This is a genomic window from Nocardioides sp. NPDC006303, assembly GCF_040613175.1.
Taxonomy (GTDB): Bacteria; Actinomycetota; Actinomycetes; order Propionibacteriales; family Nocardioidaceae; genus Nocardioides.
Genome location: NZ_JBEXRR010000017.1, coordinates 1 through 23,205, shown reverse-complemented (window position 1 = coordinate 23,205; position 23,205 = coordinate 1). Strand labels below are relative to the sequence as shown.

Annotated in this window: 19 protein-coding genes and 1 tRNA gene; 5 read left to right on the top strand and 15 right to left on the bottom strand. The window is 69.8% G+C overall.

What is annotated here, in order from left to right:
* Position 1 precedes the first annotated feature (1 nt).
* Genes ABZY89_RS14835 through ABZY89_RS14820 form a run of 4 tightly spaced genes read right to left on the bottom strand, consistent with a single transcriptional unit; the run spans position 2 to position 6,503 of the window.
* Positions 2-664, bottom strand: coding sequence for a response regulator transcription factor (locus tag ABZY89_RS14835; RefSeq protein WP_350662111.1), 663 nt, complete (start codon positions 662-664; stop codon positions 2-4).
* Positions 658-4,020 carry a thiol reductant ABC exporter subunit CydD gene (cydD, locus tag ABZY89_RS14830; protein ID WP_355228291.1) on the bottom strand — a complete coding sequence of 1,121 codons (3,363 nt, stop codon included), beginning with the start codon at positions 4,018-4,020 and terminating at the stop codon, positions 658-660. Before cydD ends, ABZY89_RS14835 begins: the two co-directional genes overlap by 7 nt.
* Position 4,021: 1 nt before the next feature.
* A complete protein-coding gene (gene cydB, locus ABZY89_RS14825) occupies positions 4,022-5,023 on the bottom strand; it encodes a cytochrome d ubiquinol oxidase subunit II (RefSeq protein ID WP_355228289.1) in 1,002 nt (333 codons plus the stop codon).
* A 10-nt stretch (positions 5,024-5,033) separates the two neighbouring features.
* Positions 5,034-6,503 carry a cytochrome ubiquinol oxidase subunit I gene (locus ABZY89_RS14820; RefSeq protein ID WP_355228287.1) on the bottom strand — a complete coding sequence of 490 codons (1,470 nt, stop codon included), beginning with the start codon at positions 6,501-6,503 and terminating at the stop codon, positions 5,034-5,036.
* Between the two features lie 456 nt (positions 6,504-6,959).
* On the opposite strand from ABZY89_RS14820, the gene ABZY89_RS14815 reads away from it, so the two are divergent.
* Complete coding sequence (locus tag ABZY89_RS14815) at positions 6,960-9,524, top strand: LuxR C-terminal-related transcriptional regulator (RefSeq protein ID WP_355228285.1); 2,565 nt, start codon at positions 6,960-6,962, stop codon at positions 9,522-9,524.
* Here ABZY89_RS14815 and ABZY89_RS14810 read toward each other — a convergent pair.
* Both ABZY89_RS14810 and ABZY89_RS14805 read right to left on the bottom strand, forming a co-directional pair.
* Positions 9,485-9,790 carry a hypothetical protein gene (locus tag ABZY89_RS14810; protein WP_355228284.1) on the bottom strand — a complete coding sequence of 102 codons (306 nt, stop codon included), beginning with the start codon at positions 9,788-9,790 and terminating at the stop codon, positions 9,485-9,487. The genes ABZY89_RS14815 and ABZY89_RS14810 overlap by 40 nt on opposite strands.
* A gap of 133 nt (positions 9,791-9,923) precedes the next feature.
* On the bottom strand, positions 9,924-11,324 hold the full coding sequence (locus ABZY89_RS14805) for a cystathionine beta-synthase (RefSeq protein WP_355228283.1): 1,401 nt from the start codon (positions 11,322-11,324) through the stop codon (positions 9,924-9,926).
* Positions 11,325-11,411: 87 nt separating this feature from the next.
* Between ABZY89_RS14805 and ABZY89_RS14800 the strand changes: the two genes are divergently transcribed.
* A complete protein-coding gene (locus ABZY89_RS14800; protein WP_355228282.1) occupies positions 11,412-12,434 on the top strand; it encodes an SGNH/GDSL hydrolase family protein in 1,023 nt (340 codons plus the stop codon).
* 58 nt (positions 12,435-12,492) lie between these two features.
* Here the strand turns inward: ABZY89_RS14800 and ABZY89_RS14795 are convergent, their stop codons facing one another.
* The gene (locus ABZY89_RS14795; RefSeq protein WP_355228280.1) at positions 12,493-13,341 is read right to left on the bottom strand and encodes a Bax inhibitor-1/YccA family protein; all 849 of its coding nucleotides are present in this window, start codon (positions 13,339-13,341) and stop codon (positions 12,493-12,495) included.
* 641 nt (positions 13,342-13,982) lie between these two features.
* Here ABZY89_RS14795 and ABZY89_RS14790 point away from each other — a divergent pair.
* Positions 13,983-14,058: transfer RNA gene (locus tag ABZY89_RS14790), tRNA-Leu, on the top strand.
* 24 nt (positions 14,059-14,082) lie between these two features.
* Here ABZY89_RS14790 and def read toward each other — a convergent pair.
* The 7 genes from def to eno form a co-directional block, all read right to left on the bottom strand.
* Positions 14,083-14,640: a peptide deformylase gene (def, locus tag ABZY89_RS14785; RefSeq protein WP_355228278.1), complete on the bottom strand. Its 558-nt coding sequence runs from the start codon at positions 14,638-14,640 to the stop codon at positions 14,083-14,085.
* On the bottom strand, positions 14,637-15,155 hold the full coding sequence (locus tag ABZY89_RS14780; RefSeq protein ID WP_355228276.1) for an ACT domain-containing protein: 519 nt from the start codon (positions 15,153-15,155) through the stop codon (positions 14,637-14,639). The genes def and ABZY89_RS14780 overlap by 4 nt, the downstream gene beginning before the upstream one ends.
* A gap of 86 nt (positions 15,156-15,241) precedes the next feature.
* Positions 15,242-15,904, bottom strand: a complete 663-nt coding sequence (locus tag ABZY89_RS14775) for a hypothetical protein (RefSeq protein ID WP_355228275.1) — start codon at positions 15,902-15,904, stop codon at positions 15,242-15,244.
* 98 nt (positions 15,905-16,002) lie between these two features.
* Complete coding sequence (locus tag ABZY89_RS14770; RefSeq protein ID WP_355228273.1) at positions 16,003-16,923, bottom strand: Ppx/GppA phosphatase family protein; 921 nt, start codon at positions 16,921-16,923, stop codon at positions 16,003-16,005.
* Positions 16,920-17,429: a DUF501 domain-containing protein gene (locus tag ABZY89_RS14765; protein WP_141803236.1), complete on the bottom strand. Its 510-nt coding sequence runs from the start codon at positions 17,427-17,429 to the stop codon at positions 16,920-16,922. The genes ABZY89_RS14770 and ABZY89_RS14765 overlap by 4 nt, the downstream gene beginning before the upstream one ends.
* 4 nt (positions 17,430-17,433) lie before the next feature.
* On the bottom strand, positions 17,434-18,033 hold the full coding sequence (locus ABZY89_RS14760; protein WP_355228272.1) for a septum formation initiator family protein: 600 nt from the start codon (positions 18,031-18,033) through the stop codon (positions 17,434-17,436).
* 95 nt (positions 18,034-18,128) lie between these two features.
* Positions 18,129-19,406: a phosphopyruvate hydratase gene (eno, locus tag ABZY89_RS14755; protein WP_355228270.1), complete on the bottom strand. Its 1,278-nt coding sequence runs from the start codon at positions 19,404-19,406 to the stop codon at positions 18,129-18,131.
* 225 nt (positions 19,407-19,631) lie between these two features.
* On the opposite strand from eno, the gene ABZY89_RS14750 reads away from it, so the two are divergent.
* The gene (locus ABZY89_RS14750; protein WP_355228268.1) at positions 19,632-21,977 is read left to right on the top strand and encodes an esterase-like activity of phytase family protein; all 2,346 of its coding nucleotides are present in this window, start codon (positions 19,632-19,634) and stop codon (positions 21,975-21,977) included.
* Between the two features lie 63 nt (positions 21,978-22,040).
* Here the strand turns inward: ABZY89_RS14750 and ABZY89_RS14745 are convergent, their stop codons facing one another.
* Positions 22,041-22,394, bottom strand: coding sequence for a helix-turn-helix domain-containing protein (locus tag ABZY89_RS14745; protein ID WP_350662075.1), 354 nt, complete (start codon positions 22,392-22,394; stop codon positions 22,041-22,043).
* Positions 22,395-22,487: 93 nt separating this feature from the next.
* Here ABZY89_RS14745 and ABZY89_RS14740 point away from each other — a divergent pair, with 93 nt between their 5' ends.
* Positions 22,488-23,111 carry a malonic semialdehyde reductase gene (locus ABZY89_RS14740; protein WP_355228266.1) on the top strand — a complete coding sequence of 208 codons (624 nt, stop codon included), beginning with the start codon at positions 22,488-22,490 and terminating at the stop codon, positions 23,109-23,111.
* Positions 23,112-23,205 lie beyond the last annotated feature (94 nt).

Genomic DNA, 23,205 nt, shown 5'->3' with positions numbered 1-23,205 from the left:
CCTACTGACCCCGGCGGGGGTGGAGCAGCTCCTTGGCCATCAGCGCCGCCTGGGTGCGCCGCTGCACGCCGAGCTTGGCCAGGATGCTGGAGACGTAGTTCTTGACCGTCTTCTCGGCCAGGAACATCCGCCCGGCGATCTCGCGGTTGGTCAGGCCCTCGCCGATGAGCGCGAGCAGGCGCTTCTCCTGGGGCGTGAGCGCCTGCATCTGCGGCGACTCACCGTCGGGGTTGCGCATCTTCTCCATGACCTTCGCGGTCATCAGCGGGTCGAGCAGCGAGCCGCCACCGGAGACGGTGCGGATCGCCTCGACCAGGTCGTTGCCGCGGATGTCCTTGAGGACGTACCCCTTGGCCCCGGCCATGATCGCCGAGAAGAGCGCCTCGTCGTCGTCATAGGAGGTCAGGATGAGCGCGAGCATCTCCGGGTAGGCCGCACGGACCTCACGGCACACCTCGATCCCCGAGCCGTCGGGCAGGCGGGCGTCGAGCACGCACACGTCCGGCTGGAGGCGGTCGATGTCCTCGCGTGCCTGGGCGGTGGTGCCGCCCTGGCCGACGACGGCGATGTCGTCATGACTGTCGAGCAGTGTCGTCAACCCTTGGCGCACGACCTCATGGTCGTCGAGCAGGTAGACCCGGATCGTCCTTGTCTCGGTCAACACCGTCTCACTTCCCCCATTCGTTGAAGGGAGACCACGGTATCGGTCAGCCCCAGTCCGGTCGATGTGTGAGTCATCCACAATACGGTTTTCGTGCCGCCATGCGGACCAGGCTCTGCGCCAGCTGTCGAGCCATCCTCCCGCGCGAGCACCTCACGCGCCAGCGACGCGGCGGTCGCGGTGTCCAGATGAGCCAAAGGTTCATCCAGAACTAGGACCTTGTGCCCTGCCAGCAGCGACCTCGCCACCGCCAGCCTTGCTCGCTCGCCGCCGGAGACCTCGGCGGCGCCGTCGCCGAGCCTGGTCTGCATCCCGGCGGGGAGGGCATCGAGCCAGTCGCCGAGGTGGGCACGCCGGATCGCCTGCTCGACCTCCTCGTCGGTGGCTCCGGGCCTGGCGAGGCGTACGTTCTCGACGAGGCTGGAGGCGAAGACGTGCGGGTCGTCGTCGACGAGACCGACGATCTTCCGTACGTCCTGTGGGTCCATGTCGCGCGTCGACCGGCCGCCGAGCGTGATCGTGCCGGTGTCCGGGTCGAGGAAGCGCAGCAGCAGTGCGGCCAGGGTGCTCTTGCCGGAGCCGGACGGACCGACGATGCCGATCCGCGCGCCCGGCTCGAGGTGCAGGTCGGGGATCTCGACACTCTGGCCGATCGTCTGGCCGCCGGGGTGGGCGGTGACGCCGGTGATCGTGATCGTGGTGTCGTCGGTGGGCCGCTCGGGGTGCTCCGGGGCTACGACCGCCGGCGGGCGGCCGGTGAGGTCGTCGAGCCGGCGCTGCGCGGCCCTAGTGCGGGCCCGGGCCGCACCGGCGTCGGCGAGCGTGGCCGCGGGCTCGGCCAGCGCCAGCGGGACCAAGGTGAGCAGCGCGAGCATCGGTCCGTCACCGACGGTGGCGTAGGCAGCGGTCGCGGCGACCGCCGCGCCGGCGGTGACCAGCACGATGGCCTTGGCGAGCGAGGAGGCCGAGGCCGCTGTCGTGGTCGCCTTGGTGGCTGCGCCGGCCAGGTCGTCGAGGGTCTGCAGCACCGGCTCGCCGGCCTGCCACATCCGGCGCTCGGTCGCCGTCTGGGTCGCCTCCACCACCTGCTCGGACACCCTCGCCCGCACCGTGACCGAGATGTTCTCGGCGCGTGCGGCGCCTGCGTACGCGATCCCGAAGGCGGCGCCCGCCGCCACCACCGTGGCCATGGTGAAGGCCCCGGCGACGGGGTCGATGAGCGCGGTCGCCAGGACCGCGAGGGCCGCCACGACGGCGTACTCCCGGATCGGCAGCCGCACCCGCAGCTCCTCGTCGAGCACCGCGTCGACGTCGTCGACGACGCTGGCCAGCACGTCTCCCCTGCGGCCGGGCAGCGCGCCGGGCACCAACGGCACCAGCGCGTCGTAGATCTCGACCCGTCGCTTGGCCAGCAGCCGCAGCGCACTGTCGTGCGACCACAACCGTTCCAGGTAGCGCAGCACCGGCCGCGCGATCCCGAACGTACGCACCCCCACCATCGCGGCCACCAGCGTCAGGATCACCGGGTGGTAGGAGGCCTTGATGATCAGCCACCCCGCCAGCGCCGTCAGCGCCACCCCCGATGCCCAGCTCAGACCACCGACCACTGCCGACCCCCACAGCGCCACCCGCGCCGAGCCGTCAGGTACGTCGGCCGAAGCGTCAGGTACGTCGGTCGACACGTCAGCGGTTGCCGTCTCGACCGACGGGAGCGACGTCTCGGCCGACGCGGGCGACGCCTCGACGGGCGGGGTTTCGGCGGAGAGGGTGATGACCTGGTCGGCGATGTCGATGAGCGCCTCGCGGTGGGCGACGAGGACGACGGCTCGATCGCGGGCGAGGTCGGTGACGGTGTCGGCGATGATCCGCTCGGTGTCGGGGTCGAGGTGGGCGGTCGGCTCGTCGAGGAGGACCCAGGAACGATCGGAGAGTACGACGCGGGCCAGCGCCAGTCGGGCCCGCTCGCCGGCCGAGAGGGAGCGGCCGTCCTCGGCCAGGTCGGCGCCGAGACCGCCGGGGAGGTCGGCGATCCGGTCGGCGAGGGCTACCCGCTTGAGTACGCGCCACAGGTCGCTCTCGGTCGCCTCCGGCGACCCCAGCCGCAGGTTGTCGGCGATCGTGCCGCTGACGAACACCGGACGCTGGGGCAGGTAGGCGAACCGTCGTCGCCACTCGTCACCCGCGGCCGGCGTCTGTCCGTCGAGCTCGACGGAGCCCGCGTACGTCTCGTGGAGACCCGCGATCGTCGCCAGCAGCGTGGACTTCCCGCAACCGCTCGGCCCGACGATCGCGGTGATCCCCCGAGCGGGGACCGTCGCGGAGACCGGCGCCAACGCCGGCCGCTCGCGGTCCGGATAGGTGACGGACACGTTGCCGAGCTCGAGCCCGCGCGCGTCGGTCGAGCCGCCGGAGCCGCTAGGCGAAGGCGTGTCGAGACCAACACAGTCCGCGGTGGCCTCGAGGGTGGCCGTACCCTCGGCGGCCGCATGGAACTCGGTGCCGACGCGACGCAGGGGCCAGTAGGCCTCGGGGGCGAGCAGCAGGACCACGAGAGCCGTCTGCAGGTCGACCGAGCCGGCGGCGAGCCGGACCCCGATGATCACCGCGACCAGGGCGACCGAGATGGTCGCGACGAGCTCGAGCACGGCCGAGGAGGCGAACGCGATCTTCAGGGTCTCGAGCGTGCGGCGGCGGTAGCGGTCGGTGATCGTGGCGATGACCCGCGACTGGGCCGTGGCGCGACCGAAGGCGACCAAGGTGGGCAGACCCTTCATCACGTCGAGGAAGTGACCGGCCAGGGCCGACATCGCCCGCCACTGGCTGGCCGCCTGGTCACGCGTGGCGAGCCCGACCAGCACCCCGAAGATCGGGATCAGCGGCAGCGTGAGCCCCACGATGAGACCGCTGAGCGGGTCAGTCCAGACGATCACCGCGAGCACCATGACCGGCAGCACGCACGCCAGCACCAGCGCCGGCACATAGCGCGTCAGATACGGCTCGGCGGCCGAGACCCCGCGCGTGGCCAGCGCCGAGAGCGAGCCCGAGCTCTCCGACCGGCCGCGCAGGATCGCCCCGACCACCCGGCGCCGCAGGTCCGCCCCGACGACACCGGCGGCCCGGGCACCGGCCACGTCGGAGACCACTCCGACGACGGCGCGCCCGGCGAAGACGGCCACGACCGCCAGGGCCCAGCCGCTCACCGACCCCGTGTCGCGGATCGCGGAGATGAGCAGCCCGGTGATGGCGTACGTCTGGGCGATCAGCAGCACCGCACCCAGCACCCCGGCGGCCACCACGACGGCCAGCGGCCGCCGGGCTACCGACAGCTGGGCGCGCAGTCGCGGGTCGTTCGGGCGCATCTCAATGGGCGGCGGGGATGTGATGGATCGAGATCCGCTTGCGGAAGATCCAGTACGTCCAGGCCTGGTAGCCCACCACGATCGGCGTGAACACCGCCGCCACGATGGTCATCAGCTTCAGCGTGTAGGGCGTCGCCGCGGCGTTGGTCGTCGTCAGCGAGTTCGCGACGTCCGTGCTCGAGGGCATCACGTCGGGGAAGAGCCCAACGAAGAGCCCCGCCACGGCCAGTCCGATGGCGAGGAAGGTGCCCGCGAAGGCGAACCCCTCACGACCGACGTACGCAGCCGCCAGCCCGCCCACGAGCGCGAGCGCCGCCACCACGAAGATCACGGCGGTGCCGAGGTTGCCGGTCAGCCCCTGCGTCCACACCAGGAACACCACGGCGAGCACGGCGGCGACGACCCCGACGCGGAGCGCCAGCGCACGGGCCCGGCCGCGGATCTCGCCGTCGGTCTTGAGGGCGATGAACAGCGCACCGTGGGTCACGAACAGCGACAGCGTGACGAGTCCGCCGAGGAGGCCGTACGGGTTGAGCAGCGTCAGCACCGTCCCGGTGAACTCGAAGTCGGCGTCGATCGGCACCCCGCGCACGATGTTGGCGAAGGCCACACCCCACAGGAACGCGGGGACGTAGGACCCGAAGATCACCGCGCGGTCCCACCAGCCTGCCCAGGTGACCGAGGGCCGCTGGTGGCGGTACTCGAAGGCGACGCCACGCACGATCAGCGCGATCAGGATGAGGAACAGCGGCAGGTAGAAGCCGGAGAACAAGGTGGCGTACCACTCCGGGAACGCCGCGAACGTCGCCCCGCCCGCGGTCAGCAGCCAGACCTCGTTGCCGTCCCAGACCGGGCCGATCGTGTTGATCATGACGCGCCGCTCGCGGTCGTCGCGGGCCAGCACCGGGAGCAGCATCCCGACGCCGAAGTCGAAGCCCTCCAGGACGAAGTAGCCGATCCACAGCACGGCGATGAGGCAGAACCAGACAGTCGTGAGTTCCATCAGTTGCTCCTCAGTACGCGAAGTTCATCGGCTCGTCGGCGTCCGAGTCGGAGCCGCGCAGGGAGGGGTCGGGTGGCTCGACGAACGGGTCCGGAGCCTTCTTCACATACTTGATGAGGAGGCCGACCTCGACCACCGCGAGAACGGCATAGAGCAACGTGAAACCGATCAGCGACATCCACACCTCCCAGGGCTCGACGCCCGGCGAGACGCCGTTGGCGGTCGTCAGCACCCCGAAGACCACCCATGGCTGACGCCCCATCTCGGTGAAGATCCAGCCCATCGAGTTGCCCAGGAGCACCATCACCGGCGCCGAGATCGCCAGCGCGGGCAGGAAGCGCCCGACCAGCCCTGTCGGCGTACGTCCCCGGCGGGTGAACCAGAGCACCGCCAGCCCGATGAGGCTACCGACGACGCCCAGGCCCATCATCCAGCGGAAGGTCCAGTAGGTGACCGGGATGTTCGGGGTGTAGTCGCCGGGTGAGTAGTAGGTCGCGCCCGGCGTCGAGCCGTACGTCTCCCGATACTGCTCCTGCAGGTCGTAGATGCCCTCGACCTTGCCGTCGAATGTGCCGGTGCCGAGGAAGGAGAGCACGCAGGGCACCTCGAGCGCCCACTTCTCGTGCTTCCCGTCGCGGGTGCCGATCGTCAGAATGGAGAACGGCGCGCACGAGTCGGAGGTCTCCCACAGCGCCTCCGCGGCCGCCATCTTCATCGGCTGCACCTCGGTCATGATCTTGCCCTGGATGTCGCCCGAGACCGCCACCCCGATGCCGGAGAAGACCATGATCCAGGCCGCCAGCACCATCCCGCGCCGGTGCATCGGACGGTCGGCGTTGTTCTCGCCGGGCCGGCGCAGGTAGAGCCAGCCCAGGATGCCGAGCATGAAGGCGGCCGAGGTGAGGTACGCCGCGAGGATGACGTGCGGGAACGTGCCCAGCTGCACCTTGTTGAACATCACCGCCCAGAAGTCGGTGAGCTCGGCGCGGCCGGTGATCTCGTTGAACTTGTAGCCGACCGGGTGCTGCATCCAGGAGTTGGCCGCCAGGATGAACCACGACGACGCCAGGGTGCCGAGGTGGACGATCCACATGCACGCGTTGTGCAGCGCCCGCGGCAGCTTGTCCCAGCCGAAGATCCACAGCCCGAGGAAGGTCGACTCCAGGAAGAAGGCGAGGAGCGCCTCGATCGCCAGCGGAGCCCCGAAGACGTCCCCCACGAAGCGGGAGTAGTCCGACCAGGTCATCCCGAACTGGAACTCCTGCACGATCCCGGTGACCACACCGAGCGCGAAGTTGATCAGGAAGAGCTTCGCGAAGAACTTGGTCAGCCGAAGCCACTCAGGGTTCTTCGTACGCAGCCAGATCGTCTCCAGCACGGCGACGAGCATGGTGAGTCCCACCGTGAGCGGGACGAACAGGAAGTGGTAGACGGTCACGATGCCGAACTGCCACCTGGCTAACTCCAGGACGCTGTCCACGGCAGTCACTATGTCACTGGAGCAACACGAACCTCATCACCCCCTCCCGGGGGCATACGTTTCTTGTGAGCCACCGCACCTCGACCAGTCGTGGGCACAGTCGCGGGCACACAAGAAACCCGGCCGCCCTGGGCTCGAGGTCACGACCGCGGGGGGATGATCGCGACCTCGAGTCCGGGACGGCCGGGCTCTCAGGTCTTCGTGCCACCAGGGCCGCATACAGATGGGGGAGCCGATGCGGCAACCTGGTGTCACTCAGTGCTACAGGCCGAGGAGAACCTCAGCCCGTGAGATCACTATCTCATCATCTGTGGCCAGAGGTTGCGGTCTGGGACGGACTGTTTACGTACTGTAAACAGGTAACCTGCGTATCAGTAGACCTAATACGCGGGCGATACAGCGTCCCCACAGAAAATCCGGTATGCATTTGGATGTACCTTGAGGTAGGGGGTGAGCATGTCGGATCGCGAAGGTGTCCTCGCGCGGGTGGTCGACGAGGTCATCGACTACGTCGGTGCGGGCCTGAGCGTCCACCTGGTGGGGCCCCGCGGATCCGGACGCAGCGAGCTCTGCTCCCTGGTCGCCAACCGGCTCGAGGACGAAGGCCGGTCCGTGCTGCAGATCAGCGGCCACCGCGCCTGGCAGAACGAGCCTTTCGCCGCGCTCACCGCCGCCGGCATCGGCAGCGCGACGCCCACCGGCCCCCGTCGCACCATCGGCGAGATGACCACGGCACTGAGCAAGCAGCTCGGCAACGGCACCGTCCTGGTGATCGACGACGCCGACGCGCTCGACACCTACTCGGTCGGCGCCCTGCGCAACATCCACCGCCAACGACGACTCCTGGCCGTGACCAGCAGCCGCCACCAGCACCCCGTCGCCGAGAACACGCTGATGCTCGGCATCGCTCCGTCGGTCCAGGTCCGCTGCCCCGCGCTCGAGGTCGACGAGGTGCACGAGGTGTGCCGCGGCATCCTCGGCGGGCCGGTGGAGGCCGGTTCCCTGGCCCGGATCGCGATGGCGACCGGCGGCCTGCTCGGCCTGGTCCGGGCCATCGCCACCGTCGGGCCGCGGGCAGGGGTCCTGGAGCAGCTCGACGGACTGTGGCGGCTGCCGCGGCGTACGGGCTGGGCTCCTGAGCTGGCCTCTGCCGTCGAGCCGCTGGTCGCCGGGCTCGACCAGGCCGCCTGGGACGGCGCGACCGCGCTCGCGGTGACAGGTCCGGTGCCCCTGGACGAGGCCGAGAAGATGATCGAGCGCAACGTGCTCGACGCGCTCTTCGCCCACGGCCTGGCGCGGCACAGCGAGGACGGCCCGGGCAGTGGCGTCGTGGGCCTCTACCCGCCGCTCATCGGCGACTACCTGATCACCGAGGGCTCGGCGTTCGGTCTGGTGATCGCGCGCAACCACCTCGCCGCCGAGCAACCGCTCCTCGACTACGCCACCCACCGTCCCCGCGGCGCAGACGCCGCCCTGCTCCACCAGCGCTCGCTGCGCCAGATGGCCGACGAGGTCACCCGCGCGCGCCGCTCCTGGACCGAGATGCCTTCACCCGAGACGGCGCTGCCGCTGCTGGTCGCCCTCCGCAACACGGCGGCGCCCAGCGACCAGATCGAGGAGGTCGAACGGCGTACGCCGCTGACCGACACCCAGGAGTCGGCCTGGATGCTGGCCTGGTTCGCCACCTGGAAGGCGGTCGAGCTGGGCGATCTGAACGCCGCCAAGGCCGTGCTCGACGACGGGCTGAAGCGGCTGCCGACCTTCGCCGCGACGCTCGAGGCCTCCCGTGCCCACCTGCAGTTCCAGACGGAGTACGTCCCCGAGGTGCCCACGGTCGATCCCGACCCGCGCGACACGGTCGGCCCCGAGATGCTCGGAGTTGTCGCCGCCGAACGCCTCCTCGCCGCCGGGATGGTCGAGCAGGCGCGCAACCTGCTGGAGAGCCAGCGCCCGGAGAACCCGCTGCCCGCCGGTCTGCACGCCTTCCTCATCGGGCTCGCCGACATGCTCGGCGGCGACCTGGAACGTGGCATCGACTTCGCCCGCGAGCAGCTCGAGGCGGCCAACCAGAGCTCGAGCGCCATGCTCATCCAGGCCCACGCCTATCTCTGCGTACTCGGTCTGAGCATCGCCGGCCGGCTGACCGAGGCGAGCCAGGCGGCCTTCCAGAGCCTCGCCTCCTCGAGCGTCGCGGCCTACCGCGATGTCGCCCACACCGGCATTCTGACCCTCGGCGCCGAGATCGCGATGGCGCAGGGCCGCCCGGAGTACGCCCGCAGCCTGGCCTCCCAGATCGGCGGCGCGAAGGTGGCCTTCGGCCCCTGGCCCGGGATGGTGGCCAGCATCATGGCCCCTGCCAGCGGCCGGATGCCCAGCCTCAAGGAGCTGTGCGAGCTCGTCGGCCAGCGACTGGACGCCGGCTACATCACCGGCGGCATCTTCCTCGCCGTCGAGGCGGTCGAGCGCGGCGCCAACGAGAACAAGCACATCACCCGGGCCGCCAGCCTGGCGGCCGGCACCGAGAGCCCGCTGCTGCAGGGCATGGGAGCGTACGCCGCGACCACGGCCGCCGGCGACGTCGACGGCCTCCGCGAGGCGATCGTGAAGCTCGCCGACGCCGGCGCCCTCGTCTTCGTGACCAGGGCCGCGATCTCGCTGGCGATCCTCCAGCGCGAGGCCGGCGACCTGGCCGGCGCCGCCGAAACGCTCGACACCGCCTGGGAGCGCTCCGAGATCTCCGGCAGCCGAGCCGGCATGTTCCGTCGCGCGGCCACCCACATCGGCCTCTCCGGACGCGAGAGCGAGGTGCTTCGGCTGCTCCCGGAGGGACCCACGACCGCCTCGCTGGCAGCGGACCTGGAGATGAGCACCCGCACCGTCGAGACCCACCTGCACAACATCAGCCGCAAGACCGGGGTCTCGGGTCGCGAGGACCTCGCCCGGGTGGCCGACACCTGGCTCCGGCCGGCACCGAACGGCGACTACTCAGCCGGCGACAGGCACTTCACCAGCGGCTCGTAGAGCTCCTTGCTGGCCTTCTGGTCCGCCTCCGAGAGATCCTCCGGGCTGATCTTGGAGACGTCCTCGGCCTCGACCAGAAGGCGTACCGCCTCGTCGGAGAGGTCCGACTCGTAGTAGGTCTTCGCCAGGCATGCGGCCTGCTTCTCGGTCACCTGGTCCTGGCTGCTCTGGGTGATCTGTCCCTCGATGTCCTCGACGCTCGGCCGATCACCACCGCCGCTGCTGTCCCCACCACCACATGCAGTCAGGGAGACCAGGGAGATCACAGACGCCGCAGCAATCGCTACAAGGCGACCAGAAGTGCCTCGGGCTCCGCTTCGGCGGTGGGGGTTCGCCATCATGAGCACGCATCATGGCGTACGCGACCCTCCCCCGCTAGGGGGGAGGGTATCCGCGGACTCAGGAGCTGGTGAGGAAGAAGAGCAGGTCCTGACGGGTGAGGACACCGACGGGCTTGCCGTCCTCGTGCACCAGCAGCGCGTCGGAGGAGCCCAGGGTGTGGGCGGCGTCGTGTGCGTCGGCGCCGGAGCCGATCGAGGGCAGCGGCGGGGACATGTGCTCCTCGACGGAGTCGGTGAGCTTGGCCTTGCCGGTGAACAGCGCCTCCAGCAGGGTCCGCTCCGAGACCGAGCCCGCGACCTCGGCGGCCACGATCGGCGGCTCGGCGCGGACGACGGGCATCTGCGAGACGCCGTACTCCTGCAGGATGTGCACCGCCTCGGCGATGGTCTCGCCGGGGTGGGTGTGGACCAGGTCGGGCAGCCGGCCGGACTTGCCGCGCAGCACGTCGCCGACGGTCTGCTTGCCGGCCTCGCCGGTCGCGAAGCCGTACTGCGCCAGCCACTCGTCGTTGAACACCTTGGTCAGGTAGCCGCGCCCGGAGTCGGGCAGCAGCACGACGATCACGGCGTTCTCGCCCTCCGGCGTGCCGGCCAGCTCCGCGGCGAGCTGCTTGGCGGCGTACGCAGCCATGCCGGCGCTGCCGCCGACGAGCAGCTGCTCCTCGCGGGCGAGCCTGCGGGTGTAGGCGAAGGAGTCGGCGTCGGAGACCTCGATGATCCGGTCGGCGACATCGCGGTCGTACGTCTCCGGCCAGAAGTCCTCACCGACACCCTCGACCAGGTAGGGCCGCCCGCTGCCGCCGGAGTAGACGCTCCCGGCGGGGTCGGCGCCGATCACCTGGACGTCGGGGTTCTGTTCCTTGAGGTAGCGGCCGATCCCGGAGATCGTGCCGCCGGTGCCGACACCGGCGACGAAGTGGGTGATCTTCCCCTCGGTCTGGCGCCAGATCTCAGGGCCGGTCTCCTCGTAGTGGGAGCGCGGGTTGTTCGGGTTGGCGTACTGGTTCGGCTTCCAGGCACCGGGCTGCGAGGCGAGCCGGTCGCTGACGTTGTAGTAGGAGTCGGGGTGCTCCGGCGGCACGGCCGTGGGCGCGACGACGACCTCGGCGCCGTAGGCCTTCAGCACGTTGCGCTTGTCCTCGCTGACCTTGTCGGGGCAGACGAAGATGCACTTGTAGCCCTTCTGCTGAGCCACCATCGCCAGGCCGACACCGGTGTTGCCGGAGGTGGGTTCCACGATCGTCCCGCCCGGCTTCAGCTCACCGGACGCCTCGGCCGCCTCGATCATCCGGGTGGCGATGCGGTCCTTCACCGAACCGCCCGGGTTGAGGTACTCCACCTTGGCCAGAACCAGCGGTCCCTCCCCCGGTTGGGACGCCCCGGCGCCGTCCAACGCACGCTCCAGCCGAACGAGCGGAGTGTTGCCGATAAGGTCGAGAAGCGAGTCCACGTACTCCATGGCCACAGCGTATGTCCACTAGGTGAGATCCCCTATATCCCGATACTGAGTGCCCGGTAATGGGCCGAAGACTTTAGAGTGGTCCCCGTGGCGAAGAAGAGTCTGGCACGCAAGACCGCGTACGCCGGCGGGGGTGTTCTGGCCGCGACGGCCGCGTTCGCCGGGGTCCTCGTCGCGGAAGCGGCGCTTGCCGTCAAAGCGACGCATCAGGTCAAGATGCCGGTGGCACCCTCCCCGACCGGGTGGTACGGAGCACGGCATCCGGGCCGACCGATCAGCATCGCGCTGCTCGGCGACTCGAGTGCCGCAGGCTATGGAATGACCGAGGTCGAGGACACGCCTGGCGCCGTCCTCGCCTCCGGCGTCTCCGAGAAGGCGCACCGGCCGGTGCGCCTGCACGACCTCTCCGAGATCGGCGCCAAGTCCTCCGACCTGCACCCGCAGGTCGAGAAGGCGATCGCCGCCGACGCCGACATCGCGGTCATCCTGGTCGGCTCGAACGACGTGATCCGCCGGGTGCGCCCGCGGGTCGCGGTGAGCCACCTCGCCCAGGCCGTCATCCGGCTCCAGGAGGCCGGCGTGACCGTGCTCGTCGGCACCGTCCCCGACCTCAGCACCGCCACCCCGATCCTGCCGCCGCTGCGGTCGATCATGCGGGCCTGGTCGATCCGTATCGCCGCCGGCCAGATCTTCCACGTCATCCGCGCCGGTGGCCACACGGTGTCGCTGGGTGACGTCCTCGGTCCGGCCTTCAAGGCCACCCCGGCGTTCTGGTTCGGCGCCGACCAGTTCCACCCCTCCGCCGCCGGCTACCACGCCCTCGGGGAGGTGCTCGTGCCGCCGACGCTCTCGGTGCTCGGCCTCGTCGGCGACGAGAACGCCATCCTGGAGACCTACAACGGCAAGCAGGTGATGCCGCTGGCAGCGGCCTCCCTCCGCGCCGTCATCCGGCCAGGAACCGAGATCGACCCGGCTCCGCGCCCCCGTGGCCGCTTCGGCCGCAACTGGGCCCGCGCTCGTTCTTTCGAGAACGAGCACCGCGAGCCTCGCCGGGGCGAGCGCCCCGACGAGACTCCCCCGGTGGCCGAGCCCCACCACTCCCAGCGCTGACGACAAACAAACCGCCCCGCTCCATTTCGGAGCGGGGCGGTTCTGTTGGTTCGTTCGATCAATCCTGCTGGAAGATCGCCAGCAGGCGGAGCAGGTTGGTGTAGATCCAGACGAGGCTGACGGTCAGACCGAAGACGGCGCGCCACGACTCGCGCTCAGGGAGCTGGGCACGGATGCCGTACTCGATCTGGTCGAAGTCGAGGATCAGCATGAACACACCGAGCGCGAGGCCGGCGATGGCGGTGATCATGCCGAGCGTGCCGAAGCCGAAGAGGCCGAAGCTGGCGCCGAACATGCCGAGCACGAGCTCCATCAGGCTCAGGCCCACCATGCCGAACATGGCGGCGATCACGAAGGTGCGGAACTTGTTGCCGACCTTGATGTTGAAGAACTTGTAAGCAGCCAGGGTGCCCGCGAACGCGGCGAAGGTGCCGATCACGGCCTGGACGACGATGCCGCCCCCGAACAGAGCGTCGAAGGTCTTGCTGAGCGCACCCAGGGCGATGCCCTCGGCGAGAGCGAAGGCCAGGACCAGCGCCGGGCTGACCACGCGCTTGAACGAGTTGACCAACGACAGGATGAACGCGGCACCGGCACCGAGAGTCGCGGCCAGGTAGAGCGGCGCGAGGTTGGCGTCGGAGCTGATGTCGGGGGTCATGATCCACGTCGCGATGGCCGCCAGGAAGACCACGCCGAGCGTGATCGCACCCTTCTGCACCACCGAGTCGATCGTCATGGGGGCGCCCGTGGCGGGAGCCTCGGGGCCGCCGGTCGACCACTGGCTCGGGTCCTGCCCGTAGCCGGCGTACGAAGCCCCGTTGCCACCGTAGGTCGCGTTGCCGTAGGCGTTCTGCGACGGCTGCCCGAAGCCCTCTGCCCTACGGAACACCGGGTTGTTGCTCTGCATCTGGGGGTCACTCCTCGAAAGCGACTGGAAAGGTTCCGCCACGGTGGCGGCTCCTGTGGCCAGCGTACCGGCCCTGTGTCTCACTCAACGTCCGGGACAACCCCGATGTTCCATGGTCGCGTCCCCCGCAAGTCGCATCAACGGCAGACGCATTGACGTGCCATACTGACTCGTATGCCGGGTCAAGCACGGGCATGGACAGCCAGCGATCTCGAGCACGCGGTGATTGCATCCATCTCCATTGCCCAAGTGCTAAAGCGACTCGGCCTACGCCCCGCAGGGGGCAATTACCGCGTAATTCGTGGGGCGATCGAGCAAGCGAACCTAGATACGTCGCACTTCAAAGGCCAGGCGTGGAACAAGAATGTTCCCTTGGGACCGAGGCGCTCCCTCGAGGCGTACCTTTCAAACCAGTATCCAATCAGCTCCCACCGACTCAGGTTGCGCCTGATCGATGAGGGGGTTTTCACTGCTACATGCAACAGGTGCGGTGGAACGGAATGGCTCGGCCAGCCGATTCCGTTGGAACTTGAACATCGAGACGGCAACTCTGCAAACAACAGTCTCGAGAACCTTGAGCTACTCTGTCCGAACTGTCACGCTCTGACCCCCACCTACCGCGGCAAGAACATGAACCGCAAGCGGGCGTAGGCCAACGGCGAGCCGGGGACCTTAAAAGTCCTGTCGAACGTGTGGGTTCGAATCCCACCGCCCGCACCCAGCATCAACAAACCCTTGGCGTCACAGGTACGTCTGCCGCTGGTGCAGCGCGTGGGCGCCGGCGACGCGGTCGATGAAGAGAAGGCCGTTGGTGTGGTCGATCTCGTGCTGCAGGCAGCGGGCCTCGAAGGCGTCGGTGACGATCTCGACGGTCTCGCCGGTGACCGGGAGCTGGCCGCGTACGGTCAGCCGGGAGGCCCGCTTCACGTCACCGGTCAGGTCGGGGACGGACATGCAGCCCTCGCGTGCCTTCTCGTTGCGGCTGGCCTCGACGACCTCCGCGTTGCACAGGACGTACGTCCCGTGGTGGGTCTTGGTCTTGACGTGGGTGGAGACGTCGACGCAGAAGACCCGGGCCGAGACGCCGACCTGGTCGGCGGCCAGGCCGACGCAGCCGGGCGAGACCCGCATGGTGGCGATCAGGTCGGCGGCGAGCTGGACGGTCTCGGGGGCGGCGGGGTCGACGTCCTTGCCGGGCACGGATAGGACCTGCGCGGGAGCGCGCACGACCTCGAGGACCTTGCCCTCGACACCCAGCTCGGCCTCGGTCCAGGCCAGCACCCGTTCGTTGATCGTCACAGGTCGTCGGCCTCGATCGGCCGCAGGGTGGCGTCGACGCCGAGCTCCTGGGTGACCCGCTTGATCGACGCCTCGAGGACGGAGACGTCGACGTCCGCCGGCAGCTCGAGCTCGGCGACGACGACATAGAGGTCCCCGGAGAGACGGGTGGTCAGGTCGGTGATGTTGCCGCCGACGGCGGCGATCTCCGCGGTCACCGTGGAGACGATGCCCGGGCGGTCACCGCCGTGGACGGAGAGCACGAAGAGCTGACCGGCGCCGGCCGGAGGCTGCTCCTCGGGGAGCTCGTAGACCGTGACCGTCAGGGTGCCGTCGGCCGCGATCGGCTCGAGATCGGCCTGAATGGCCTCCGTGGTCGCCACACCCGCGCAGAGCAGCGTCATCGCGAAGTGACCGCGGAGCCGGGTCATCGTCGAGTCCTCGATGTTGAGTCCGAGTCCGGCCAGGCGGGCGGTGGTGTCGGCGATGATCCCCGGGCGGTCGTGTCCCAGGACGGTGATGGCGTGGATGGTCACCAAACCATTGTCACCCGCGGCCCGCCATTGGCGGACCGCGGGTGACTCAGATGGCCCCGCTATAACAGATCAGCTCTAGCTGCGGCTCAGCCGCGGAACCACTTGTCCTTCTCCTCCTCGGGAGAGTCGACCGGCTCGGGAGCGAACTCGGGCGTGCCCTCCGAGGTGGGCTTGACCGCGGTGTCGCCACCGCCCAGGTCGTCGTAGGACGCCTTGTCGGGGTCGGCCGGCGGGGGCGGCGGAACCTCGGTGGCGTACGGGTCGGCCGGGGCGATCGGGTCGGTGAGCGGGTCACCGGTGACCCCGGCCTGCGGAGCAGACGGCGAGGGCGGAACCGGCGGAACCGGCGGAGCAGGCGGGTAGCCGCCGTACTCGCTGCTCGAGGACGAGCCGGTGGTCGACTCCGGGGTGGATGTCGGGGTGGACTCCGGGGTGGAGCCGTTGCGGTGCAGCTTTTCGGAGGCGACCTCGGCGGCGGCCGAGACCTTCTCCTTGGCCTGCTCCGCGTAGGGACCGGCCTTCTCCTTCACCGTGGCGGCGTAGGGACCGGCCTTGGCCTTGGCGGCTTCGGCGTAGGGAGCAGCCTTCTCCTTGATGGGCGCCGCCTTCTCCGAGGCGGTCGCGAGGGCCGACTGGACGCGCGGGTCATGGGTGACCTTGTTCGCGCCGGCCTTCAGCTGCTCAGACTTGTTCTTGACCAGCACGCCGACACCAGCGGCGGCGATGGCAAGCAGGATGAGCTTTTTCACGTCTTGACCTTCCGAGAGACAGCTTTGGTTCTGTTTGATGGGTACGCCGGTGAACCCAAACCTAGGCGTCAAACACAAGATCAAGTCCCCCGACATGCCTAGTCTCTAACGGACCAGGCGATTCCGTCGAGGATGTCGGACTCGGAGACCAGCAGAGACTCGACCCGCGAGCGCCTCAGGATCCGGCTGAGGATCACTCCACCGGCGGCGATCACGTCGGCTCGGCCGGGGTGCATCCAGGGCAGCGCCAGCCGCTCCTCGACGGTCATCGCCAGCAGGCGGTCGACAAGCCGGTAGACGTCCTCGGGCGCGACCTCGGCGTGGTCGGTGGCGGTGCGGTCGTACGCAGCCAGCTCGAGCAGCCCCATGGCCAGCTGGATCATGGTGCCGCCGACGGCGACCACGGTGTTGGCGGCCGCCGGGTCGACGGGGCAGTCGTCGAGGTGGGCGTCGATGTCGCGTACGCAGGCCTCGATCTCCTCCCGCGTGGGCGGGTCGGAGCGCAGGTGACGCTCATGCATGCGCACCGAGCCGATGTCCATGCTGTCGGACGCGCCGACGCCCAGCGCCGGGCCGTCCCCGAGGATCAGCTCCGTGGACCCGCCGCCGATGTCGATCACGAGCACCGGCGGCTCCGGGGTGCCGCGCAGGTTGCGGACCGCGCCGCCGAAGGAGAGCGCCGCCTCCTCCGCCCCGGTGACGACCTCGGGCGTGACTCCGAGCCGAGCGCGTACGCCGTCGATGAAGGTCGCCGCGTTGGCGGCGTCCCGGGTGGCCGAGGTGGCCACGAAGCGCACCTTCTCGACACCGTGCTCGCGGATCAGCGTCGCGTACTCGTCGATGGCCCCGAAGGCGCGCTGCAGGGCCTCCTCGGCGAACACGCCGGTGCGGTCGATCCCCTGGCCGAGGCGGACCATGCGGGCCTCGCGTACGTCCTCGTTCAGGCCGTCGGCGGTGACCGTCGCGATCAGGAGCTTGATGGTGTTGGTGCCGCAGTCGATCGCAGCGACCCTCGTCACTGCTCCTCGTCCTCCAGCTCCAGGTCCACGCAGGGACCGGACTTCCACCACTCGCCGAGGCGCTCGAGCACCTCGTCGCCGAGCGGGTTGACGCCGGGGCCCTGGGCGAGCGCCTGGCCGGCGAGGACGTGCAGGCACTTCACCCGGTTGGGCATCCCACCTGCGGAGATGCCGTGGATCTCGGGCGGGTCACCGAGCTCGTAACGCGCCTCGAGATAGGCCTCATGAGCCTTGGCGTAGGCGGCGGCGAGCTCCTCGTCGGACGCCAGCCGCGCCTCCATGTCCTTCATCACGTGGGTGCCCTCGAGGGTGCCGATCTTCGAGGCGGCACGCGGGCAGGTGAGGTAGAAGGTCGTCGGGAACGGGGTGCCGTTGGGCAGCCTCGGCTCGGTGGTCACCACATCGGGCAGCGAGCACGGGCAGCGGTGCCCGACCTCGTGGATCCCCCGTGGCTCGCGTCCCAGCTGTGCCGTGATCGCTGACACGTCCTTGGGATCGATCGCCATGTCTTCAGTCTTTCTTCTGCTTGGGCGGGTCGATCTCCGACTCCGGCCCGTCTCCTGTCTGCTCCGGCGGGTCACCGGCCAGCAGCACGGAACCCCACGCATCGTCCCACCAAGCCTTCGGCTGCTCCGCACTGCCCACCTTGCCGGGGTCGGTGAGCTCCGGCTCGGTCTGGATGCGCTCCCCGTTCTCGTCGAGGGCGACGTACGCCGTCTCGCCCGGCATCACGAAGCCGAACCGCTCCCGGGCCTGCTGCTGGACGTAGGCCGGGTCCTCCCAGCGACGGGTCTGCTCCTCGAGCTGCTTGATGTGTTCCTTGCGCTCGGCGATCTCGGTCTGGAGGGCGTTGATGTCGTGGCGCTGCTGGATGTAGGCGCGCAGCGAGGAGGCGTAGGAGATCACCATCACGGCGGCCACGACGATGATCATCATCGCCCGGCCGGTGAGCTTGGGCCGGCGCAGCCGCTTGCGCAGCGCATCGATGCCGCCGATGCCGCCGATCGACGGCGGGCGGGCCGGGATGGGGGCACGCGGCCGTCGCCCCGGCCCCTGCGGGGCCCGAGGACCGCGTACGCGCTTGCTCTGACCGGGTCCCTGCGTTGCCACGTCGCTCATCCTCCCATCCACGACCTACCTCCTGGCGGCAGACGCGCGGCGGCCCGTGTCCTGAGGACACGGGCCGCCGCGGCGTACGGAACTGTCTACGCCTGGTAGCGCGGGAACGCGGAGGCGCCGGCGTAGCGGGCGGCCTCGCCGAGCTCGTCCTCGATGCGGAGGAGCTGGTTGTACTTCGCGACGCGCTCGGAGCGGGCCGGGGCGCCGGTCTTGATCTGGCCGGAGCCGACGGCGACGGCGAGGTCGGCGATGGTGGTGTCCTCGGTCTCGCCGGAGCGGTGGGACATCATCGTCTTGAAGCCGGCGCGGTGAGCCATGTCGACGGCGTCGAGGGTCTCGGTGAGCGTGCCGATCTGGTTGACCTTGACCAGCAGCGCGTTGCCCTGACCACCCTCGATGCCGCGGGCGAGGCGCTCGACGTTGGTGACGAACAGGTCGTCGCCGACGAGCTGGGTCTTGGAGCCGATGGCGTCGGTGATCGCCTTCCAGCCGTCCCAGTCCTCCTCGTCGAGGGGGTCCTCGATGGAGACGATCGGGTAGGCCGAGACGAGCTCCGCGTAGTAGGCGGTCATCTCCTCGGCGGTCTTCTTCGCGCCCTCGAAGAGGTACGCCCCGTCCTCGTAGAACTCCGAGGCGGCCACGTCGAGCGCGAGGACGACGTCCTTGCCGAGCTCGTAGCCGGCCTTGCCGATCGCCTCGGCGATCAGGTCGAGGGCGGCGCGGTTGGACTCGAGGTTGGGCGCGAAGCCACCCTCGTCACCGAGGCCGGTGGCCAGGCCCTTCTCCTTCAGCACGGACTTGAGCGCGTGGTAGACCTCGGCGCCGATGCGCAGCGCCTCGGCGAAGGTCGGCGCGCCGATCGGCGCGATCATGAACTCCTGGATGTCCACGTTGGAGTCCGCGTGCGAGCCACCGTTGAGGATGTTGAGCATCGGCACCGGGAGCACGTGGGCGTTGGGGCCACCGACGTAGCGGAACAGGGAGAGGCCCGCCGAGTCGGCGGCGGCCTTGGCGACCGCGAGCGAGACGCCGAGGATCGCGTTGGCGCCGGCCTTGGCCTTGTTGGGGGTCGCGTCGGCCTCGATCATCGCCTGGTCGATGGCGCGCTGGTCGTCGGCGTCGAAGCCCTCGATCGCGGGGGCGAGGGTCTCCACGACGGCGGTCACGGCGTTCTGCACACCCTTGCCGCCGTAGCGCTCGCCACCGTCGCGCAGCTCGACGGCCTCGAAGGCTCCGGTCGAGGCGCCACTGGGGACCTGGGCGCGGGCGAAGGTGCCGTCGTCGAGGACGACCTCAACTTCGACAGTCGGGTTGCCTCGCGAATCGAGGATCTCGCGGGCGCCTACGGCGTCGATCGATGCCACTGAACTACTCCTGGGTCAGGGACGGGACGGGGTGTCGTCCGTCAGCCTATTACTCGGCCGGATGGGCCTGGCGATTGGAACGTTAACCGGTCGGTAGGGCCACTCCGACCCACGCCCACCTGGTGTTCACGTCGAGGTCGGCACCTCGTCATCACGTCGATGCCTCCGGGTGCGGTGCCGCCCGGATCGTTCCTCCGGCAACAATTCCCCGAGAGGAACCCTCACATGCTTCTCCGCAAGAACCGCCTCGCACTCGCCGGGGTCGGCGTCCTGGCCATCGGGGGCCTGGGCGTCTCGCTGATGACCGTCCTCGGTGGCACCGCCACCGCCGATCCGGGCCGGCACCGCGAGTTCAGCCGGCTCGCGACCTATCCGGTCCTCCAGAACGTGCCCGCCGGGGTCGACCCGGCCGACCCGACCGTCGCCGAGATCTCGGCCGTCTCCGAGGACGGCAGGACGCTGGCCTACACCGACGCGGCCGGCGGCCGGATCGGCTTCCTGGACATCACCGACCCCTCCTCCCCGAAGGGCATCGGCAGCCACGACGTCGCCGGCGCGAAGGGCGGCTCGCCGACGTCGGTCTCGATCGTGGGCGACTACGCGCTCGTCGTCGTCGACGAGTCGACCTACCCCGGTCTCGAGGACACCGAGTGGGAGGACGAGGAGCCTGCCGTCGGCACCCGTGCCGGGCGGATCGACGTGATCTCGCTGGCTGCCCCGCACGAGGAGGTGGCCTCGTACGATCTGGGCGGTCAGCCCGACTCGATCGCGGTCAGTCCCGACGGGACGTACGCCGCGATCGCGATGGAGAACCAGCGCAACGAGGCCGCCACCCCTGACGGCGGCGAGGAGGGTGACCTGCCCCAGGCGCCAGCCGGATCGGTCAAGATCGTCGGCCTCGACGGCGGGCCGGCCGAGTGGCGGATCACCGACGTGGCGCTGCCCGCCTCGCTGTTGAAGGGGCTGGACACCCCGGAGGACGCCGAGCCGGAGTACGTCGACATCAACGCCGACAACCAGCTCGCGCTCACGCTGCAGGAGAACAACGGCGTCGCGATCATCGACCTCCCGTCCGCGACCGTCGAGACGGCGTGGAGCGCCGGGAACGCGGTCGTCTCCGGCGTGGACGCGAGCAAGGACGGGCTGTTCAACCCGGTCGACACCATCGACGCGCCGCGCGAGCCCGACTCGATCCAGTGGGTCGGCAAGGGCCTGGTCGCCACCGCCAACGAGGGTGACTGGAAGGGCGGCACCCGCGGCTGGACCGTCTTCCGCGCCGCGACCGGCGAGGTGGTCTGGGACGCCGGATCCACGTTCGAGGACCTCGCCACGAAGTACGGCCTGCACAACAACGACCGCGCCGCCAAGAAGGGCGCGGAGCCCGAGGGGCTGGCCTTCGAGACCTTCGGTGGCGTCCCGTACGCCTTCGTGGGCTCCGAGCGCAGCAACTTCGTGGCCGTCTACGACATGCGTACGCCTTCGGCCCCGAGGTTCACGCAGGCGCTGCCCGCGACCAACGGCCCCGAGGGACTGCTGCCGATCCCGTCGCGCAACCTGCTGGCCATCTCCTCGGAGGAGGACTCGGCCGAGGACCTGGTGCGGGCGTCGGTCTCGCTCTACGGCTTCGGGCGGAAGTCGTCGTCCTTCCCGACCCTGGAGTCGGCCTCCCGGAACGGCAAGCCGATCGGCTGGGGTGCGCTCGGTGCGCTCTCGAAGGTGCCCGGCGAGCCCGGCAAGCTCTACGCCGCCAGCGACGCGGCCTACGCCACCGGCCGGATCTACACCCTCTCGGTGAACCGCTCCCCCGCCGTGATCCACGACGTCCTCGAGGTCACCGACGCCTCGGGCGAGGTGGCCGAAGGGCTCGACATCGAGGGCCTTGCCGCCCGTCGTGACGGCGGCTTCTGGGTGGCCAACGAGGGTGGGACCGGTGCCGGGAACGCGCTGCTCCGCCTCGACCGCGACGGCCGGATCGCCGAGACGGTGCCGCTGCCCACGGAGATCGCCGAGAAGGTCGGCAAGTGGGGCCTCGAGGGCGTCACGGTGACCGGGAAGCGCCGCACGGAGAAGGTGTACGTCGCGCTCCAGCGCCCGCTGTGGGCCGACTCGACCGCGAAGAAGCCCGGCGTCGACGGCGCTGGCACCGCCCGGATCGGTCGCTACACCCCGGCGACGGGCGAGTGGGAGTGGTTCGGCTACGGCCTGGAGTCGACCTCGGTGGCCGGTGACTGGCTCGGCCTGTCCGAGATCACCGCCGTCGACGAGGACACCCTCGCCGTCATCGAGCGCGACAAGCAGAACGGCACCACCGCCGCGATCAAGCGGGTCTACACGATCGACGTGCCCCGCCGAGGCGTCACCGGGCTCAGCGCCGTGACCCCGCTGCGCAAGCGCCTGGCGTACGACCTGCTGCCTGCACTGCAGGCCACCAACGGATGGACCCAGGAGAAGCTCGAGGGCTTCACGATCGGCGCCGACGGTCGCGCCTACGCGGTCACTGACAACGACGGTCTCGAGGATGCCACCGGCGAGACGGTCTTCCTCGACCTCGGTAGGGCAGCCAAGCGCTGAGGATCGGCATCAGGCCGGCCCGCCACCGTCTCGGTGGCGGGCCGGCATGATTTTTCGGACTGGTCAGTCTTCGGAGCAGCGGTCGGCCGGAAGATGCGTGCCGGCCCACTCGGTGAGCGCGCCGAGGGTCGGCGCGAGCGCGGCACCGGATCCGGTGAGCGCGTAGCGGACCGCCACGGGCGGGCCGGGGTCGACCTCGCGGGCGAGCAGGCCCAGGCCGGCCAGCTCGCTGAGCCGCTCGGAGAGCATCGAGTCGCTGATGCCGGCCACCGCTCGCTTGAGCTCGGCGAAGCCGAGCGGGCCCTGGGTCAGGCTGCCGAGGATGACGCCGTTCCAGCGCTTGCCGAGGAAGTCGAAGGCCCGCACGAGCGCGGCATTGCACACCTGCGGATCGTGTGCGGGCTTCGTCGCGGGCATGGGTCCCAGCGTACAGGACTTGCCTGAATCCCGAGGTACTACTATTTTCGAAGTAACCGGAATATCCCTAGTAACCACGGAGTTCAGAGCAACATGACCGAGACCACTGCCCTCGAGACCACTACGCTCGAGAAGCTGGACGACCGCGGCCGCCAGATCGTCTTCACCGGTGCGCGCACGTCCAACACCTTCGCCGACACCCCTGTCACCGACGATGAGCTCGCCGACGTCTGGGAGCTCACCCGCTGGACCCCGACGATGGCCAACACCCAGCCGCTGCGTGTCGTGTTCGTGCGCACGGGAGAGGGCAAGGAGCGCCTCCTCCCGCACATCGCCGAGGGCAACCTCGAGAAGACGAAGGCCGCCCCGGCGACCGCGATCGTCGCCTATGACAACAACTGGCACGAGGAGATCCCGAACGTCTTCCCGATCCGCCCGGAGATGAAGGACTACTTCGAGGCCGACGAGACCGCCCGCCACGGTGCCGGTGGCTGGTCGGCAGGCCTGCAGGCCGGCGCCTTCATCCTCGCCGTCCGCGCCGCCGGTCTCGCCGCCGGCCCGATCGCGGGCTACGACACCGCGGGCGTCGACAAGGAGTTCTTCCCCGAGGGTGACTGGACCACCAAGATGATCGTCAACATCGGCCACCCGGGCGAGAACCCGTGGTTCGACCGTCTCCCCCGCGTGGAGACCGAGGCCGCGGTGAAGTGGGCCTGACCTGCTGAACACCTTCGTCCTCCGGTCCGCAAGCGGGGTCGCCTCCCACGCGCGTCCGCGACCTCCAGCGCGCCCTCAGCGCCACCTCCGCGCC

Coding starts and splice junctions, on each gene's coding strand:
- cydD (WP_355228291.1), bottom strand. CDS start 4,020: ATGCGCCCGAACGACCCGCGACTGCGCGCCCAGCTGTCGGTAGCCCGG.
- cydB (WP_355228289.1), bottom strand. CDS start 5,023: ATGGAACTCACGACTGTCTGGTTCTGCCTCATCGCCGTGCTGTGGATC.
- ABZY89_RS14815 (WP_355228285.1), top strand. CDS start 6,960: ATGTCGGATCGCGAAGGTGTCCTCGCGCGGGTGGTCGACGAGGTCATC.
- ABZY89_RS14805 (WP_355228283.1), bottom strand. CDS start 11,324: ATGGAGTACGTGGACTCGCTTCTCGACCTTATCGGCAACACTCCGCTC.
- ABZY89_RS14795 (WP_355228280.1), bottom strand. CDS start 13,341: ATGCAGAGCAACAACCCGGTGTTCCGTAGGGCAGAGGGCTTCGGGCAG.
- ABZY89_RS14765 (WP_141803236.1), bottom strand. CDS start 17,429: ATGGCGATCGATCCCAAGGACGTGTCAGCGATCACGGCACAGCTGGGA.
- ABZY89_RS14750 (WP_355228268.1), top strand. CDS start 19,632: ATGCTTCTCCGCAAGAACCGCCTCGCACTCGCCGGGGTCGGCGTCCTG.
- ABZY89_RS14745 (WP_350662075.1), bottom strand. CDS start 22,394: ATGCCCGCGACGAAGCCCGCACACGATCCGCAGGTGTGCAATGCCGCG.
- ABZY89_RS14740 (WP_355228266.1), top strand. CDS start 22,488: ATGACCGAGACCACTGCCCTCGAGACCACTACGCTCGAGAAGCTGGAC.